Below are 14,787 nucleotides of genomic sequence, written 5' to 3'. Positions count from 1 at the left end.
CAAGGCGGCGGCGCAATGCCGTCCGGGTGCGGCCGGTCGTCACCGTGCCTCCCTGCGGCTCTCGACGGGCGCGCCATGCCAGGACTCCCACAGCGCGGCGTAGGAGCCCCGCGCCGCGATGAGCTCGTCGTGGCCGCCGAGCTCGGTGATCCGGCCGTCCTCGACCACGGCCACCCGGTCGGCGTCGTGCGCGGTGTGCAGCCGGTGTGCGATCGCGACGACCGTACGGCCCGCCAGCACCGCCGACAGCGTGCGTTCGAGGTGGCGCGCCGCCCGTGGGTCGAGCAGCGAGGTCGCCTCGTCCAGCACCAGCGTGTGCGGGTCGGCGAGCACGAGCCGGGCCAGCGCGAGCTGCTGGGCCTGCGCGGGCGACAGCGCCAGGCCGCCCGTGCCGACCTGGGTGTCCAGACCCTCCGGCAGCTCGGCGACCCAGTCCGCCTCGACCGCGGCCAGGGCCGCGGACGCCTCCTCCGCGGACGCCTCAGGCCGGGCCATCAGCAGGTTGTCGCGCACCGTGCCCTTGAACACGTGGTGCTCCTGGGTGACGAGCGCGACGTGCCCGCGCAGGTCCTCCAGTGGCAGGTCCGCCAGCGGCACCCCGCCGACCTTGAGCGTGCCGGTGCGCGGTCGCAGGATGCCGGCGATCAGCCGGCCCAGCGTGGACTTGCCCGCGCCGCTGGGGCCGACCATGGCGAGCCGCTCCCCGGGCCGCAACCGCAGGTCCACGCCGTGCAGCACGTCATGGCCCTCGCGGTAGGCGTAGCGGACGTCGTTCAGCACGATGCGCTCACCGGCGGGGCGCGCCGTGGTGGGCGTGCGGTCGGCGCGGGCCTCGGACACCCCGAGCAGCCGGGCCAGCGACGCCCCGCCGACCTGGAGCTCGTCGATCCACGACAGCAGCCGGTCGAGCGGGTCGATGAGCTGCTGGACGTACAGCGTCGCCGCGGTCACCTGCGCCAGCGAGGCGAGCCCCCAGATGTAGAGCAGGCCGCCGACCAGCAGGGTCGCCACCACGGGCAGGACGTAACCGACCTCGACCATCGGGAACCACACCGTGCGGAGCCCCAGCGTGTAGCGCTCGGCCTTCCACGCGCCGGCGATGTCGGCGTTCGTCCGCGCGACCCGGCGGTCCTGCAGGCGCAGCGCATCGACCGTACGAGCGCCCTCCACCGTCTCGGTCAGCCCGGCGGTGACCGAGCCCCACGCGGCGTTCTCCCACAGGTAGCCGTCCCGCGCCCGCGCGAGGTACCACTTCGTGCCGCCCCACAGCAGCGGCACGCCGACCAGGCACGGCAGCGCGGTCAGCGGCCCGACGAGCACGAGCGCCCCGATCGCGAACGCGCCGGTCACGATGGCGATCAGTGTCTCCGGGACCGCGTGCCGCACGCTGCGCGACAGCACGTCGACGTCGCGGGACGTCCGGGTGATCAGGTCGCCGGTGCCGGCCCGCTCGACCGTCGACAGCGGGAGCTCCAGGACCCGGTCGACGAACTCCTCACGCAGCCGGGCGAGGACCTTCTCTCCCAGCCGTGCCGAGACGTACACGGCGTACCTCATCAGCACGCCCTGGGCGACGACGAACACCGCGATGGTGAGCGCGATCCGGTCGACCGTCCAGTGGGAGGTGCCGTGGCGCACGTCCTCGACCAGATCGCCGAGCAGCCGCGGCGCGACCAGGCCGGAGACGGCGGCGAGCCCGTGCAGGCCGAGCGCGAGCGCGAGCTGCCGCGGGTAGGCGACGGTCAGCCGCCGGGCGTACGCGCGCACCTGCGCCGGTGTCGCGACGGGCAGGATCCGGTCGTGCGCCGGGATCCGCGGCGGCCCGTCGGCGAGCGCGTCGTCGGTCATGAGCCCTCCTTCGTCGGAGAGTGTGACCACAGGGACGCGTTTCCGACTCCCTCGCGTCGCTCGGTCATGGCTCCTCCTCTCTGGTGACGGTCGCGGCGTAGCGGGGGACGGTGGCGAGCAGTTCGCGGTGCGAGCCCGTCGCGGTGACCCGGCCCGCCTCGACGAACGCCACCTCGTCGGCCCGGTCGAGGACGAGCGGGCTGGTGGTGCACACGACGGTGGTGCGGCCGGCGCGGAGGTCGGCGAGCCGCCCCGCGATGCGTGCCTCGGTGTGGGCGTCCACCGCCGAGGTCGGCTCGACCAGGACCAGCACCTCGGGGTCGGCGGCGAGCGCGCGGGCGAGCCTGAGGCGCTGGTGCTGCCCTCCGGAGAACTCGCGCCCGCCCTCGGCGATCTCATCATCGAGGCCCGATGGCAGCTCCTCGACGATGTCGGTCGCGCTGGCCGCGTGCAGGGCCTCGCTCAGGTGCCGGTCGGAGCGTCCGCCGATCTCCTCCCGCAGCGGCCCGGAGAACAGCCGGGCGCCGGGGTCGGCGACCAGCACGGCCCCGCGCATCGCGGGCAGCGTCAGCTCGTGCACGGGCGTGCCGCCCCAGGTCACCTCGGCGTCGGTGAACCGGCCGAGCCGGTCGGCGATGGCCTGCGCGTCCTCCGGCGCGGTCGCGGCGATCGCGGTCAGCCGGCCCGGCCGCACGGTGAGGCCGGAGGCCTGGTCGACCAGGTCGCCGGCCGCCTCGGTGCGGGTGCCCTCGTCCGGCAGCTCGGGTTCGGTGTTCAGGATCCGGACCACCCGGCGCGCCGCGACGTGCGCCTTGGTGATCTTGTCGGCCGCCTCGGTCAGGGTCCGCATCGGCTCGACGAGGAACACCGAGTAGCCGTAGAAGGACACGAGCTGGCCGATGGTGATCTGGCCGGCCAGCGCGAACCGGGCGCCCATCCAGGTGACCAGCGCGACCAGCAGCCCGGGCAGCAGCACCTGGGCGCCCTCCAGGAGGGAGTCGCTGCGCGCGACCCGCACTCCGGCGGCGCGAACCGCCTGCGACTCCTCGCGGTAGCGCCCGGCGAACACCTGTTCACCGCCGATGCCGCGCAGCACGCGCAACCCGGAGACGATGTCGCTGGACCGGGTGGCCAGCTCGCCCTGCAGGTCGCGCTGGTGTCGCTGGCTGCGGTGCAGCGGCCGCAGGATCGGCGCGACGACCGCGGCCATCAGCGGCACGCCGATCAGCACGACGAGTCCCAGCGGCAGCGAGGTGACGAGCAGGATCGCGCCGACCAGGGCGATCGCGACGACCGCGCCGGTGCCGCGCGCCGTGATGTCCATGGCGTTGCCGATGTGGGCGACGTCGGCGATGCCGACGCTGACGACCTCACCGGTCGCCAGGCGTTTGGGCAGGGTCGCGCCCAGTCGCGCGGCGTGGCCAGTCGTCACCTGGACGGTGCGGAAGGCCGCGCCGAGCCAGTTGGTGACCGCGAACCGGTGACGCATGACCCCGGCCACCGCCTGCACCGCGCCGAGCGCGAGCAGCACGCCCGACCACAGGAGCAGCGCGTCGGTGTTCTTCGCCGTCACCCCCGTGTCGATGGCGCGGCCGATGGTGGCCGGCATGAGCGCCTGGGTGCCCATCCACACGACGCCCCACACGGCCCCGCCCACGACCGTGGCGGCCTGGACGCGCGCGATCCACAGCAGGTAACGCGCCGGCGAGCGGCGATCGGGCGTGCCGGGATCGGGCACGGGAAAGGAGCGCATACGAAATCCCCGAACCGGGAGGCAGTGGACCTCCCGACGTTACCCATGCGCTGTGATCAGCCGCGAACCCTTTTTCAGCGCCCCCGCGGATAGGGACTGTCCCTATCCGCAAGGGCTCTCAGGCGCGAGCCGACTCGGCGGCGAAGTGGCACGCGGTCGGGTGGTCCGAACGGCCGGCGCGGACCTCCAGCGCCGGTTCCTCGCTCGCGCAGATCTCCTCGGCCTTCCAGCAGCGAGTGCGGAACCGGCAGCCGGACGGCGGGTCCGTCGGGCTCGGCACGTCGCCCTCGAGCACGATCTCCCCGGTCCGCTTCGTCGGGTCGGGCACCGGGACCGCCGACAGCAGCGCCTGCGTGTACGGGTGCGTGGGGTGGTCGTAGATCTGTTCCTCGTCGCCGATCTCGACGATCTTCCCCAGGTACATCACCGCGACACGGTCGGAGATGTGCCGGACGACGGCGAGGTCGTGGGCGATGAAGACGTACGACAGCCCGAACTCCCGCTGCAGGTCGGCGAGGAGGTTCATGACCTGGGCCTGTACCGACACGTCGAGCGCGGACACCGGCTCGTCGCAGATGATGACGTCGGGCCGCAGCGCGAGGGCGCGGGCGATGCCGATGCGCTGCCGCTGCCCGCCGGAGAACTGGTGCGGGTAGCGGTTCACGTGGTCCGGGTCGAGGCCGACGATCTCCAGCAGCTCGCGCACGCGGCGGCCGCGGCCGCCCTCGGGGTCGCCGTGGACGGCGAAGGGCTCGCCGACGATGTCGCCCACGGTCATCCGCGGGTTGAGCGAGGTGTAGGGGTCCTGCATGACGAGCTGCATGCGGCGCCGCAGCCGGCGCAGCTCCGCCTTGGACAGGGAGAAGACGTCGCGGTCCTCGAAGTACACGCTGCCGGAGGTCGGCCGCTCGGCGCCCATGAGCAGCTTGGCCAGCGTGCTCTTGCCACAGCCGGACTCACCGACCAGGCCGAGCGTCTCGCCCTTGCGGAGTTCGAACGAGACGCCGTCGACCGCCTTGACCTGCCCGACCTCGTGCTGGAACAGCACTCCCCTGGTCAGCGGGAAGTGCTTGGTGACGTCCCGTACGGAGAGGATCTCATCGGCCACCGGAGACCTCCTCGGCGTAGTGGCAGGCGCTCCGGTGGGGTGAGGGTGTCCCGGACCGGGCTCCGGACCGGCCCGGGGCACCCTCACCGGCCTGGGAGGGACCCTCGAAAAGACGGAGTTCGGGGATCTCGGTCGAACAACGGTCCCGCGCGCGGGGGCAGCGGGGGTGGAACGGGCAGCCCGAGGGAATGGCCGCCAGGTTCGGCGGCGCGCCCTTGATCGGTGTCAGCGCGCGGTCGCGTACGTCGATGCGCGGCACCGACGCGAGCAGTCCCTCGGCGTACGGGTGCGCGGGCCGGGCGTACAGGTCCTCGACGTCGGCCTCCTCCACGACGCGGCCGGCGTACATCAGCGCGATGCGGTCCGCCACGTCGGCCACCACGCCCAGGTCGTGGGTGATGAGGATGAGCCCCATCCGCATCTCTTTCTGCAGCTCCGCGAGCAGCTTCATGATCTGCGCCTGGACCGTGACGTCGAGCGCCGTGGTGGGCTCGTCGGCGATCAGCACGTCCGGCTCGAGGGCCAGCGCCATGGCGATCATCACGCGCTGCCGCATACCGCCGGAGAACTGGTGCGGGAAGTCGTTCACGCGCGAGGCCGCGGACGGGATCCGCACGTGGTCCATCAGCTCGACCGCCCGCTTGCGCGCCTCGCCGCGCGAGGTCTTCCGGTGCACGATGAGCATCTCGGCGATCTGGTCGCCCACCCGGTGCACCGGGTTCAGCGCCGACAGCGCGTCCTGGAAGATCATCGAGATCTTCGCGCCGCGGTAGTCGCGGCGTTTCTTCTCCGGCAGGCCGAGCAGCTCGGTGCCGCGGAACCGCACCGAGCCCTTCGTGACGTGCGCGGGCGGTGAGTCGAGGATGCCCATCACGGCCTGGGCGCCCACGCTCTTGCCCGACCCGGACTCCCCCAGGATGGCGAGCGTCTCGCCCTCCTCCAGCGTGTAGGACAGGCCGTTGACCGCCTGCACGGACCGCCCGCGGGAGCGGAACTCCACGTGCAGGTCCTCGACCGCCAGCAGCGGGCCGGTGCTCACTTCTTCGTCGCTCATCGCAGCTTCGGGTCCAGTGCGTCGCGTACGGCGTCGCCGAGCAGCAGGAAGCTCAGCACCGTCGCGGTCAGGAATATGGCCGGGTAGATCAGCAGGTAGGGGTAGTCGGTGAAGATCTCCTGTGCCTGGCTGAGCTGCAGCCCCCACGAGACCGTGGGGTACTGCAGGCCGACGCCCAGGTAGTCGAGCGTGGCCTCGTACCCGATGACCACGCCGACGTTGAGCATCGCGTAGACGAACACGGGCGCGATGGCGTTCGGCAGGATGTGGCGCAGCATGATCCGTATGTCGCCGGCGCCGATCATGCGCGCGGCCTGCACGTAGTCGGCGTCGCGCACCGACAGCACCTGGCCGCGCATCAGCCGCGTCATCGTCGGCCACCACAGGAGGCCGAGCACCAGCGACTCGGTCATCATCCCGTGCGAGGGGAAGGCGGTCAGGATGACGAGCGCGCCGAGGATCAGCGGCAGGCCGAAGAAGATGTCTGTGACACGCGACAGGAACGCGTCGAGCAGGCGTCCGTAGTAGCCGGAGATCGAGCCGAGCACGATCGCCAGGGTGAGCGCGATCGCGGTCACCAGGAATCCGACCACGATCGGCGCGCGGGTGCCGTGCACCATCTGCGCCCAGTAGTCGCAGCCGTGGCTGTCGGTGCCGAACGGGTGGTCCCCGGCCGCGAACGGGTTCCACGACGCCGGCCGCTGTTTCGCGTGCCGCACGTCGCAGCCGTCGTTCGGCCCGAGACCGGTGAACAGGGACGGGAAGGCCGCGATCAGGCCCATCAGCAACAGGATCACCGCGGAGACCCAGAACGTCACGCGGCGGCACAGGTCGCGCCAGGCGTCGCTCCACAGCGACGCGGCTCCGCCCTCGATCGCCGACCCGGTCTGCGCCGTCGCCGCGGCCTCACTCACCTCAGTCATGGCGGATCCTCGGGTCGAGCACGCCGTAGAGGAAGTCGACGACGAGATTGGCCAGCAGATAGATGAGCACCAGGAACGTGCAGATGCCCACGACGGTCGGGCCGTCCTTGATCTGGATGGCCAGGAAGATCTGCTGGCCGATGCCCGGCAGGTTGAAGATGCCCTCGATGATGATCGCGCCGGCCATCAGGTTGCCGAGGTCGACGCCCAGGTAGGTGACGACCGGAATCAGGGAGTTGCGCAGCGTGTGCCGCACGAGCACCCGCCGGCGGCTCAGGCCCTTGGCGACCGCGGTGCGCACGTAGTCCGAGCGTCCGTTCTCCACCAGGCTCGTCCGCGTCAGCCGGGCGATGTAGGCGAGGCTGAGCGAGCCGAGCAGGATGCCGGGCAGCAGATAGCTGTACGGCCAGCCGTCGTCGGTCCCCGCGGTCGGGAACCAGCCCAGCTTGAGGCCGAATATCAGCTGCGCGGAGTAGGCGAGCACGAAGCTGGGGATGGCGATGACCAGGGTGGTGCCGCTCAGCACGAGCGTGTCGACCACACCGCCCTTGTGCAGGCCCGCCCAGACGCCCAGCGCGATCCCGACGACCAGCTCGAAGATCCACGCCGTGATGGCGAGCTGCACGGTCACCGTCCAGCCCGCCGCCAGGACGTCGCCGACGGGCTGGCCGTTGAGCGTCTGGCCGAAGTCACCGTGGACCAGGCCCCACAGGTACTTGCCGTACTGGACGATCAGCGGATCGTCCAGGTGGTAGTGGTGCCGCAGGGTCTGGTACACCGCCGGTGGCATCGGCTTGTCGCCGCCCAGGACCCGGATCGGGTCACCGGGCAGCGCGAACACCGCCAGGTAGATCAGGAGCGTCGTCCCGATCAGGACCGGCACCATCTGCAGAAGGCGCCGTACAACGTAACGCCACACGCTATTTGACCGTCACCTGGTCGAGGTGGACGAGCGGGTAGACGTACGGGTCGGAGTGGATGTTGCCGACGTGGCTGGAGGCACCGAGCTGGTCCTGCCAGTTCCACAGCGGGGTGATCGGCATGTCCTTCAGCACCATGTCCTCGGCCTGCTGGTAGTACTGCTGGCCTTCCTCGGGCGTCTTGGCCGCGTTGCCCTTCATGATGAGGGCCTCGCACGCGTCGCCGTTGTAGCCGCTGCGGGTGGGCTTGGCGCAACGCGGCGTGAGGTAGTCCTCGGGGCTCGGGTAGTCCATCGTCCAGTTGCTGCGGTACGGACCGGCCGCCTTGTGGTCGCTCAGCTTCGTCAGGTAGTCCGACACCTGGACCTTGTCGAACTTGATGTCGGTGATGCCGAGGTTCTGCTTGAGCTGGTTGGCGACGTCGGTCATCCACTGCTCGTACGTCGGGTCGGCGTTGGAGAACACCAGGTGCAGCGTGCCCTTGTAGCCGCCCGCCTTGTCGAACAGCTGCTTGGCCTGCTGCGGGTTGTAGGTGCAGGCCGTGCCGCAGGCGTTCGCGCGGTAGCCCGGCACGATCGGCGCCAGCAGCGACGCCATCGGCTTGAACGTCCCGTTGTAGACGGCGTTCACGATCGCCTGGCGGTCGATCGCCATCGAGATCGCCTTACGCAGGTCGGGGTTCTTGAACGCGGGGTCGTACAGCGGGAACTCGAGGAAGTCCATGGTGCCGCTGGGCACGGTGATGAGCCGGTCGCCGAGCAGCCGCTTGGCCTCGGGCGCCTTCGCCGCGGGGATCTGGTTGTCGAAGTCGACCTTGCCGGCCCGCAGGTCGGTGTAGGCGGCGTCGCGGCCGGCGTACTCCTTGAAGGTCACGCCCTCGGACTTGGCCGGGCGCGGTCCCTTGTAGCCGGGGAACTTCTTGACCTTGATCTGCTTGTTGTGCTCCCAGGAGCCGTCCATCATGAACGGTCCGTTGCCGATCGGCTTCTGCTCGTAGGCCTTGAGGTCGGTGAAGGCGGCCTTGGGCATGGGCGCGGTGCCGATGAACGACAGCACGTACGGGAACTGGCTGAACGGCTGGGAGAGCGTCACCTGCAGGGTCTGCGGGTCGACGGCCTTGAGGCCCTTCATCTTGTCGACCTTCGGCTTGCCCTTGTCGGGGTTCAGGTCGGCGTAGCCGTCGATGCTGCCGAGGTAGTAGCCGTTGCCCCAGGCGTTCGAGGAGTTCGCGGTGGCGTTCCACGCGTCGATGTAGCTCTGGGCGGTGACCGGCTCACCGTTGTGGAAGGTCAGGCCCGGCTTGATCTTGATCGTCCAGACCTTCTGGTCGGACGTGTTGATCGACGCGGCCTCTTCCGGCACCGGCTTGCCGTTGGGGTCGAGCGTCATCAACGTGTCGAAGAGGGCACTGTCGACGGTAAGGCCCTGCGCGTCGTTGGTGTTGCCGGGGGTGAGATGCTCCGGCTCGGTGATCGCGTAGGTGAAGACCTTCGACTTGTTCCCAGAACCGCCACCGCCGCCGCACGCCGACGCCGCCATCGCGACGGCGACGATGCCGACGAGCATCCCCTTGACCTTCATCAAGCCTCCATAAGCCACGCAGGTGGGAGCTACCTTGGCCGAGTACGGTCAGGAGGCGGTAGATCTTTGCCGAAACCGTGTCGAGATCGAAATATTCCTACCGCCACCTGCGGCGCCATGGAGTGAGCGCCATTGTCCTCCCGGAGCCCGGGAGTAGTCCACGGCTCGGGAGGAAGGGGGGACGTACCTTCCTCCCGGGCCGTGAAGTCAAGAGGCCTTCCGCGTGGCCTTGAGCAGGTCGGCGTTGAGGCGGGAGATGGTCTCGAACGGGATGCCCTTGGGGCAGACCGCGGTGCACTCACCGGTGTTCGTGCAGCCGCCGAAGCCCTCGGCGTCCATCTGGGCGACCATCGCGGTGACCCGGCCGTACCGCTCGGGCTGGCCCTGCGGCAGCAGGCCGAGGTGGGTGATCTTCGCGGCGGTGAACAGCATCGCCGAGGCGTTCGGGCAGGCCGCGACGCAGGCGCCGCAGCCGATGCAGGTCGCGGCGTCGAACGCGTCGTGCGCGTCGGCCTGCGGCACCGGGATGGACGCCGCCTCCGGCGCCGACCCGGTCGGGGCGCTGACGTACCCGCCGGCCTGGATGATGCGGTCGAACGCCGAGCGGTCCACGACCAGGTCCTTGATGACCGGGAACGCCGCCGCGCGCCACGGCTCGATCGTGATCACGTCGCCGTCCTTGAAGTGCCGCATGTGCAGCTGGCAGGTCGTGGTGGCCTGCTGCGGGCCGTGCGGGGTGCCGTCGATGACGAGCGAGCACATGCCACAGATGCCCTCGCGGCAGTCGTGGTCGAACGCGACCGGCTCCTCGCCCTCGAGGATCAGCTTCTCGTTGAGCACGTCGAGCATCTCGAGGAACGACATGTCCGGCGAGACGCCGTCCAGCTCGTACGGGACCATCCGCCCCGCGTCATCGGCGTTCTTCTGCCGCCAGACCTTCAGTGTGAGCTTCATGCCCATGGGTCGCTCACCCTCCTCATTCGCTCCGCGAGCGACCTCCTTCGTCGGCCGCTCACTCCACTCACTGCGTCGGGTTCGCTCACTTGTACGACCTCTGGACCATCTTCACGTACTCGTATTCCAGGTTCTCCTTGTGGAGGACCGGGGCCTCGCCGGTGTACTCCCAGGCGGCGACGTAGGCGAATCGCTCGTCGTCGCGCAGGGCCTCGCCGTCGGGCGTCTGGGACTCGGCGCGGAAGTGACCGCCGCAGGACTCCGTGCGGTGCAGGGCGTCGATGCACATCAGCTCGGCCAGCTCGAAGAAGTCCGCGATCCGTCCGGCCTTCTCCAGCGCCTGGTTGAGCTCCTCGTTCTCCCCCGGCACCTTGACGCGGGTCCAGAACTCCTCACGCAGCTCCCGGATCCGGTCGATGGCCTTGCGCAGGCCCTCGTCGGTGCGCTCCATGCCGCAGTACTCCCACATGAGCGCGCCGAGTTCGCGGTGGAAGGAGTCCGGCGTGCGGTCGCCGTCGATGGACAGCAGCCGCTCGATGCGTCCGGTGACGGACTCGCGCGCCTCGACGACGGCCTCGTGGTCGTCGGCGACCTTCGGGAAGGGACCTTTGGCGAGGTAGTCGCTGATGGTGTTCGGCAGCACGAAGTAGCCGTCGGCCAGGCCCTGCATCAGCGCGGACGCGCCGAGCCGGTTGGCGCCGTGGTCGGAGAAGTTCGCCTCACCGACCACGAACAGGCCGGGGATGGTGGACTGCAGGTCGTAGTCGACCCACAGGCCGCCCATCGTGTAGTGCACGGCCGGGTAGATGCGCATCGGCACCTCGAAGGGGTCCTCGCCGGTGATGCGCTCGTACATCTCGAACAGGTTGCCGTACTTGTCCGCGACCGCCTTGCGGCCGAGCCGCTGGATCGCGTCGGCGAAGTCGAGGTAGACGCCGAGCCCGCCCGGGCCGACGCCCCGGCCCTCGTCACAGACGTTCTTGGCGGCGCGGGAGGCGATGTCGCGCGGTACGAGGTTGCCGAACGAGGGGTAGATCCGCTCGAGGTAGTAGTCGCGCTCGTCCTCGGGGATCTCGCGCGGGTCGCGCTTGTCGCCCTTCGCGACCGGCACCCAGACCCGGCCGTCGTTGCGCAGCGACTCCGACATCAGCGTCAGCTTCGACTGGTGGTCGCCGCTCTGCGGGATACAGGTCGGGTGGATCTGGGTGTAGCAGGGGTTGGCGAACAGCGCGCCCTTGCGGTGCGCCCGCCAGGTGGCCGTGACGTTGCAGCCCTTGGCGTTCGTGGACAGGAAGAAGACGTTGCCGTACCCGCCGGAGGCCAGCACGACGGCGTCGGCGGTGTGCGTCTCGATCTCACCCGTGACCATGTCGCGGGCGACGATGCCGCGCGCGGCCCCGTCCACGATGATCAACTCGAGCATCTCGTGCCGGGTGAACATCTCCACGGTGCCGGCCGCGACCTGGCGTTCGAGCGCCTGGTACGCGCCGAGCAGCAGCTGCTGGCCGGTCTGGCCGCGCGCGTAGAACGTGCGGGAGACCTGGACGCCGCCGAAGGAGCGGGTGTCGAGCAGGCCGCCGTACTCACGGGCGAACGGCACGCCCTGCGCCACGCACTGGTCGATGATCTCCACGCTCACCTGGGCGAGCCGGTAGACGTTCGACTCGCGGGACCGGTAGTCACCGCCCTTGACGGTGTCGTAGAAGAGCCGGTGGATGCTGTCGCCGTCGTTGCGGTAGTTCTTCGCGGCGTTGATGCCGCCCTGCGCGGCGATGCTGTGCGCGCGGCGCGGGCTGTCCTGGTAGCAGAAGGACTTGACGTGGTAGCCGAGTTCGCCGAGCGTCGCGGCGGCCGAGCCGCCGGCCAGGCCGGTGCCGACCACGATGACCGACAGCTTCCGCCGGTTCGCCGGGTTGACCAGCTTGCCGCCGAAGCGGCGCTTGTCCCAGCGTTCCTCGATCGGCCCCTCCGGTGCGCTGGTGTCCCGGATCGGCTCGCCCTCGGTGAACAGGTTGACGGAATTCACGAGACCACCCCGATGGTGACGAAGACCGGCACGGACACGAAGCCGAGCACGATCACGGCCGCGACCACGTCGGCGAGCAGGTGCAGGCCCCGGTAGCGGCCCTGCCGGCCCCAGCCCAGCGTCTGGAAGGCACTCCAGATCCCGTGCTTGAGGTGGAACCCGACCAGGACCACGGCGACGATGTAGAAGATCGTGATGTACCAGTGGGAGGGAGCGAAGTCGGCGACGACCTTGTCGTACGGCTGCGCGTCACCGCCCTTGGGGTTGACCGCGCCGAACGTCAGGTCCAGAAGGTGCCAGATGACGAACAGCAGGATGACGATCCCGCCGTAGCGCATGACGTGCGTGGCGTACCGGTGCTCCTGCGTGGTGGGCCGGGCCGCGTACCGCACCGGGCGGGCCCGCCGCGCGCGCCGGGCGAGCGAGACCGCCGACCACATGTGGAGGATCACCGCCACGGTGAGCACGATCTCGATGGCGGTCAGGACGGTCCGGTACGGGAGCGCCGGCTCGCCCATCGTGCGCAGCCAGTGTGCGTAGTGGTTGAAGTCGTCGCGGCCCAGGAAGACCTTGAGATTGCCGATCATGTGGGCGATCAGGTACAGGACGAGGATCGCCCCGGTGACCGCCATGACGGCCTTCTTGCCGACGGAGGACCGGTACAGCCTTCGCGGAAGCGCCTGTGAGGAGGGCGTCTGCGGAGGTGCGGCCACCGTGCTCGCTCTGGATGACACATTGCGGACCGTATGTCCGATTCCAAAGAGACGTCCAAGACATGATGACGCTCGTTTCGATAGCCATAGGCTATGGACTGTGCAGCTACAGCAACTCTCGTACTTCGTCGCCGTCGCGGAGGTGAGGCATTTCACACGGGCGGCGGAAACTCTCCGGGTGGCGCAGCCGTCCCTGTCCAAGCAGATCAAGACGCTGGAGGCGGAGCTGGGCGCGCCGCTGTTCAGCCGGGCGCGGGGCAACATCACGCTGACGCCGGCCGGCGAGGCGCTCCTGCCGCTCGCCCGGCGCATCCTCGCCGACGTCGAGACGGCCCGGCGTGAGATCCAGGACCTGACCGGGCTGCGCCGGGGCCGGGTGCGGCTCGGCGCGACCCCGTCGCTGTTCGCCGGGCTGCTCGCCGATGCTCTGGCGCGCTTCCGCGGGCGCTATCCGGGCATCGAGCTGCGCGTGGAGGAGGGCGGCTCCCGCGACCTCGTACGGGACCTGGCGCGCGGGCACCTCGACCTGGCGCTGATCATCCTGCCGCTGCAGAGCACCGACCCCTCACTGGAGACCACCCCGATCCTGCAGGAGGACCTGGTCGTGGTGTCGCCGCGCTCGGACCCGCCCAAGCGGCCGTACGTGCGGATCGAGGACCTGCGGGGCCAGCCGCTCGTGATGTTCCGCAGCGGCTATGACCTGCGGGAGGCGACCCAGACGGCGTGCCGGCAGGCCGGGTTCGAGCCGACGTTCGCCGTCGAGGGCGGCGAGATGGACGGGGTGCTGCGGTTCGTCGAGGCCGGGCTGGGACGGGCGCTCGTGCCCTCGATGGTGCTGTCGGGCCGGGCTGGGCTGGTCGGCACACCGCTGGCGCCACCGGGCCTGGAGCGCACGATCGCGCTCGCCCACCGCAAGGACGTGCACCCGACCCACGCCGCGCGGGCGTTCCACGAGACCCTGCTGACGTTCCTCGCCGAGGCCGAGAGCCGCGGCGACCTGCCGCCGGGCGTCTCGCGGATCGCGGGGATCAGTGGGAGATGACCTCCACGTCGGGGGCGAACTCCCGCAGGGCACGGCCCAGCCGCCGGGGGGCGATGCGCCAGCCGCCGAGGCGGGTGGAGACCAGGCGCGGGCGGTCGTCGCGCTCGGGCGCGTAGCCGCGCAGCGCGACCGCGCCGCGGCCGGTGGACCCGCCGTCGGCGGAGTGGAACTCGATCGCGGTGACCTCGTCCCAGGCGAACCACTCGCCCTGCGAGGGCTTGCCCGACGGGCACCAGTAGACGCCCTTCTCCGCGACCGCGAACGCCACCGCCCCGCGCGCCACCCGGCGGAGGCCGACCACGGCGAAAACCAGCAGCCCGGCGCCGACGAGCGGCATCAGCCACTGCGCGCCGTACATCGTCCAGCCCCAGGGGTCCAGGTGAGAGCCGGGACGCCAGTGCAACCACGGCGGACGTGAGGTCACGCCGAGCACGAACCCGGCGACGATCGCCGCCCCCACGACGGCCGGCACGAGCGGCCCCCACCAGGCGTAGCGGACGACGTACGCTCCCGGCCCGAAATGGCTCCGGCCCCGCATCGACAACTCCCGTCACAGATGTCTCGTAGTTCGCATGCTAGTGAGGCCTGAGGGGCCGATGGGAAAATCCTGGATTCGCCCGCCACACCATCTTCTCAAACGGACACTCGACGTGAAACCATCACAGACGGTGCGATAATTCTCATAAGTAGATCTTTGGTCAATAAGTCTTGAATCGGGCGCACCCTACTGGTGAGTAAGTGGGGAGTTTCACACGTGGCGACCGCGCCTCGTATCGTGCTCGTGACAACTCCCTAATAACGTATGAGCGCCCCTGAACAGAGGAGAGGCTCAGAGCACAGGCAGCCTCCCCAGGTGGTGTGCCTT

12 protein-coding genes are annotated in these 14,787 nt (G+C 70.2%); 1 reads left to right on the top strand and 11 read right to left on the bottom strand.

What is annotated here, in order from left to right:
- Positions 1–39 precede the first annotated feature (39 nt).
- The 10 genes from ABEA10_RS48630 to ABEA10_RS48585 form a co-directional block, all read right to left on the bottom strand.
- The gene (locus ABEA10_RS48630; protein WP_345475512.1) at positions 40–1,848 is read right to left on the bottom strand and encodes an ABC transporter ATP-binding protein; all 1,809 of its coding nucleotides are present in this window, start codon (positions 1,846–1,848) and stop codon (positions 40–42) included.
- A 64-nt stretch (positions 1,849–1,912) separates the two neighbouring features.
- The gene (locus ABEA10_RS48625; RefSeq protein WP_345475511.1) at positions 1,913–3,601 is read right to left on the bottom strand and encodes an ABC transporter transmembrane domain-containing protein; all 1,689 of its coding nucleotides are present in this window, start codon (positions 3,599–3,601) and stop codon (positions 1,913–1,915) included.
- 118 nt (positions 3,602–3,719) lie between these two features.
- Entirely contained in the window at positions 3,720–4,709 is a 990-nt protein-coding gene (locus ABEA10_RS48620; protein WP_345475510.1) for an ABC transporter ATP-binding protein, read from the bottom strand.
- Positions 4,699–5,763, bottom strand: a complete 1,065-nt coding sequence (locus ABEA10_RS48615) for an ABC transporter ATP-binding protein (protein ID WP_345475509.1) — start codon at positions 5,761–5,763, stop codon at positions 4,699–4,701. The genes ABEA10_RS48620 and ABEA10_RS48615 overlap by 11 nt, the downstream gene beginning before the upstream one ends.
- Positions 5,760–6,686, bottom strand: coding sequence for an ABC transporter permease (locus tag ABEA10_RS48610; protein ID WP_345475508.1), 927 nt, complete (start codon positions 6,684–6,686; stop codon positions 5,760–5,762). Before ABEA10_RS48610 ends, ABEA10_RS48615 begins: the two co-directional genes overlap by 4 nt.
- Entirely contained in the window at positions 6,679–7,605 is a 927-nt protein-coding gene (locus tag ABEA10_RS48605; protein ID WP_345475507.1) for an ABC transporter permease, read from the bottom strand. Before ABEA10_RS48605 ends, ABEA10_RS48610 begins: the two co-directional genes overlap by 8 nt.
- Before the next feature lies 1 nt (position 7,606).
- The gene (locus tag ABEA10_RS48600; RefSeq protein WP_345475506.1) at positions 7,607–9,187 is read right to left on the bottom strand and encodes a peptide ABC transporter substrate-binding protein; all 1,581 of its coding nucleotides are present in this window, start codon (positions 9,185–9,187) and stop codon (positions 7,607–7,609) included.
- Positions 9,188–9,394: 207 nt separating this feature from the next.
- The gene (locus tag ABEA10_RS48595) at positions 9,395–10,141 is read right to left on the bottom strand and encodes a succinate dehydrogenase/fumarate reductase iron-sulfur subunit (protein WP_345475505.1); all 747 of its coding nucleotides are present in this window, start codon (positions 10,139–10,141) and stop codon (positions 9,395–9,397) included.
- Positions 10,142–10,226: 85 nt separating this feature from the next.
- Positions 10,227–12,167: a fumarate reductase/succinate dehydrogenase flavoprotein subunit gene (locus ABEA10_RS48590; protein ID WP_345475504.1), complete on the bottom strand. Its 1,941-nt coding sequence runs from the start codon at positions 12,165–12,167 to the stop codon at positions 10,227–10,229.
- Entirely contained in the window at positions 12,164–12,901 is a 738-nt protein-coding gene (locus tag ABEA10_RS48585; RefSeq protein WP_345475503.1) for a succinate dehydrogenase cytochrome b subunit, read from the bottom strand. Before ABEA10_RS48585 ends, ABEA10_RS48590 begins: the two co-directional genes overlap by 4 nt.
- A 79-nt stretch (positions 12,902–12,980) precedes the next feature.
- Here ABEA10_RS48585 and ABEA10_RS48580 point away from each other — a divergent pair, with 79 nt between their 5' ends.
- Positions 12,981–13,922, top strand: a complete 942-nt coding sequence (locus ABEA10_RS48580; RefSeq protein WP_345475502.1) for a LysR family transcriptional regulator — start codon at positions 12,981–12,983, stop codon at positions 13,920–13,922.
- On the opposite strand, the gene ABEA10_RS48575 is transcribed toward ABEA10_RS48580, so the two are convergent.
- Positions 13,909–14,460, bottom strand: a complete 552-nt coding sequence (locus ABEA10_RS48575; RefSeq protein WP_345475501.1) for a hypothetical protein — start codon at positions 14,458–14,460, stop codon at positions 13,909–13,911. The genes ABEA10_RS48580 and ABEA10_RS48575 overlap by 14 nt on opposite strands.
- Between the last annotated feature and the right edge of the window lie 327 nt (positions 14,461–14,787).

The organism is Actinoallomurus oryzae (assembly GCF_039541955.1).
Taxonomy (GTDB): Bacteria; Actinomycetota; Actinomycetes; order Streptosporangiales; family Streptosporangiaceae; genus Actinoallomurus; species Actinoallomurus oryzae.
This window is presented reverse-complemented; position numbering and strand designations above follow the sequence as displayed.

Excerpts from the sequence above, each read along its gene's own strand:
- ABEA10_RS48575 (WP_345475501.1), bottom strand. The coding sequence starts at position 14,460 with ATGCGGGGCCGGAGCCATTTCGGGCCGGGAGCGTACGTCGTCCGCTAC.
- ABEA10_RS48600 (WP_345475506.1), bottom strand. The coding sequence starts at position 9,187 with ATGAAGGTCAAGGGGATGCTCGTCGGCATCGTCGCCGTCGCGATGGCG.
- ABEA10_RS48615 (WP_345475509.1), bottom strand. The coding sequence starts at position 5,763 with ATGAGCGACGAAGAAGTGAGCACCGGCCCGCTGCTGGCGGTCGAGGAC.
- ABEA10_RS48625 (WP_345475511.1), bottom strand. The coding sequence starts at position 3,601 with ATGCGCTCCTTTCCCGTGCCCGATCCCGGCACGCCCGATCGCCGCTCG.
- ABEA10_RS48630 (WP_345475512.1), bottom strand. The coding sequence starts at position 1,848 with ATGACCGACGACGCGCTCGCCGACGGGCCGCCGCGGATCCCGGCGCAC.
- ABEA10_RS48610 (WP_345475508.1), bottom strand. The coding sequence starts at position 6,686 with ATGACTGAGGTGAGTGAGGCCGCGGCGACGGCGCAGACCGGGTCGGCG.
- ABEA10_RS48595 (WP_345475505.1), bottom strand. The coding sequence starts at position 10,141 with ATGAAGCTCACACTGAAGGTCTGGCGGCAGAAGAACGCCGATGACGCG.